Below are 2225 nucleotides of genomic sequence, written 5' to 3'. Positions count from 1 at the left end.
TCCTGGTGCTGTGCGCCGGCATCATCGCCCGCACGCCGCTTGCCGAGCCCTCCCACGTGAGCCACCGCATCATGCCCGTCCTGCCGCAGGCCGCTGTCGATGGCGACCTGGCCGATCCGCTGCCGCAGCGCATCCTGCTGGTGGAAAATTCCCGTGCCTTCACCGGCATGCTGCGCGAAGCCATCGAACAGCGCCTGGAGCTGCCGGTGGTGGTGGCCAGCTCGCTGGCCGAAGCCGATCGCCTGCTCAGTGAAGAAGGCGGCTGGTTCCTGGTGCTGACCGGGCTGGTGCTGGCCGATGGCGACCGCGACGCGGTGGTCGAGTTCTTCCTCAAGCGCAACCTGCCGACCGTGGTGGTCAGCGGCGTGTACGACGAGGACCTGCGCAAGCGCGTGCTGCAGCAGCAGATCATCGATTACGTGCTGAAGAACACTCCGGGCAGCATCGACTATCTGGTCTGGCTGGTGCAGCGCCTGGAACGCAACCGGCGCATCGCCGCGCTGGTGGTGGACGACTCGCCGTCCGCACGCGGCTATGCCGCCGCCCTGCTGCGCATGTACGGTCATGAGGTGTACGAGGCGGCCGATGGCAGCGAAGGCCTGGCGGCGATCGAGGCGCACCCGGCGATCCGCCTGGCCGTGGTCGACCAGGAGATGCCGGGCATGCAGGGCGTGGAGTTCACCCGCCGCCTGCGTACCCTGCGCTCGCGCGACAAGGTGGCGGTGATCGGCATTTCCGGCAATACCGATGCGTCGCTCATTCCGCGCTTCCTGAAGAACGGCGCCAATGACTTCCTGCGCAAACCCTTCTCGCGTGAAGAGTTCTTCTGCCGCGTCTCGCAGAATGTGGACCAGCTGGAACTGATCGGCACGCTGCAGGACCTCGCTACCCGCGATTTCCTCACCGGCCTGCCCAACCGCCGCTGCTTCCTGGAACAGAGCCAGCGCCAGCTGCCGCAACTGCAGCTGCATGGCCAGTGCGTGGCGGTGGCGATGATCGACATCGACCATTTCAAGCACATCAACGACACCCACGGCCACGAAGCGGGTGACGATGCGCTGCGTGCGGTAGCCCGTGCTGTCGGCGACCACGCGCGCGGCCAGGACCTGATCGCGCGCTTCGGCGGCGAGGAGTTCTGCCTGCTGGTGCCGGACATGGAACAGGACGAAGCCCTGCTCTATTTCGAGGAGCTGCGCCAGCGCATCGCCGCGCTGGAAGTGGACATCGGCAGTGCCACGCTGCGCATGACGGTCAGCATCGGCCTGTGCTGCCTGCGGCCGCAGCGTGATGCGCTGCACCGGCTGATTTCCGAGGCCGATCGCCAGCTGTACCTGGCCAAGGCCGGAGGCCGCAACCGGGTCAGCTGCACCACGGTGGCCAGCCCGCTGCGCCCGCGCGAGGCTGCGCTGTCCTGACAGGCATGCCTTGATCCAGATCAACGCCGCCCGTGGGCGGCGCCTCTACAGTCGGCCCCGACATCAGCATGAAGGGGAGCCGGGGATGGCACTACTGGTCTGGCAGGACGATCTGAACATCGGCATCGATGTGATCGATCAGCAACACCGCCGCATCATCGAAATGCTCAACCACCTGCACGTGGCGCAGACCAGCCTGCAGCGGGCAGCGGTGGGCGAAGTGATCGACGAGGTGGTGGACTACACCATGTCGCACTTCGCATTCGAAGAAGAGCTGATGGAGGAGGCAGGCTACCCGTTCTGTGCCGCGCACAAGCGTGTGCATGAGGTCTTCATCAAGCGGGTATCGGAATACCGCATGCGCTTCCAGGCCGGTGAGGACATCAGTGACGAGTTGCGCACCATGCTCTCGCGCTGGCTGTTCAACCACATCCGCGGCGACGACCAGGCCTATGCCGAACAGGTCAAGCAGCACCTGAACCAGTTTGCCCGCGAGCACCAGAGCGGCGGCTGGCTGGGCCGCACGCTCAAGCGCTTCTTCGGCTGATCAGCGCTGGCGGCGTTGCAGGGCGAGCAGCGCGCACAGGGTGATCACTGCGGTCAGGCTCAGGTAGTAGCCGACCGCGACCAGCCCATAACGCTCGGCCAGCCAGGTCGCCAGGTACGGCGCCGGGGCTGCGCCCAGAATGCCGGCCAGGTTGAACGACAGCGAGGCACCGGTGTAGCGCACTTCCACCGGATAGATTTCGGCCAGGAACGTGCCGCACGGGCCGTAGGTCAGCCCCATCAGGAACAGGCCCAGGCACAGGA

At 66.2% G+C, this 2225-nt stretch carries 2 protein-coding genes and 1 pseudogene; 2 read left to right on the top strand and 1 reads right to left on the bottom strand.

The window, feature by feature from the left end; translation table 11 throughout:
* Nucleotides 1–71: 71 nt before the first annotated feature.
* On the top strand, nt 72–1415 hold the full coding sequence (locus AC1VAN_RS19320; RefSeq protein ID WP_032975733.1) for a diguanylate cyclase: 1344 nt from the start codon (nt 72–74) through the stop codon (nt 1413–1415).
* Nucleotides 1416–1500: 85 nt separating this feature from the next.
* Entirely contained in the window at nt 1501–1962 is a 462-nt protein-coding gene (locus AC1VAN_RS19315) for a bacteriohemerythrin (protein WP_025875341.1), read from the top strand.
* Here AC1VAN_RS19315 and AC1VAN_RS19310 read toward each other — a convergent pair.
* Nucleotides 1963–2225: pseudogene (locus AC1VAN_RS19310) on the bottom strand (MFS transporter); the annotation flags it as partial.

This window comes from Stenotrophomonas sp. 05L44_2 (assembly GCF_056665995.1).
The sequence above is the reverse complement of the archived record's forward strand: the minus strand, read 5'-3'. Positions and strand labels throughout refer to the sequence as shown.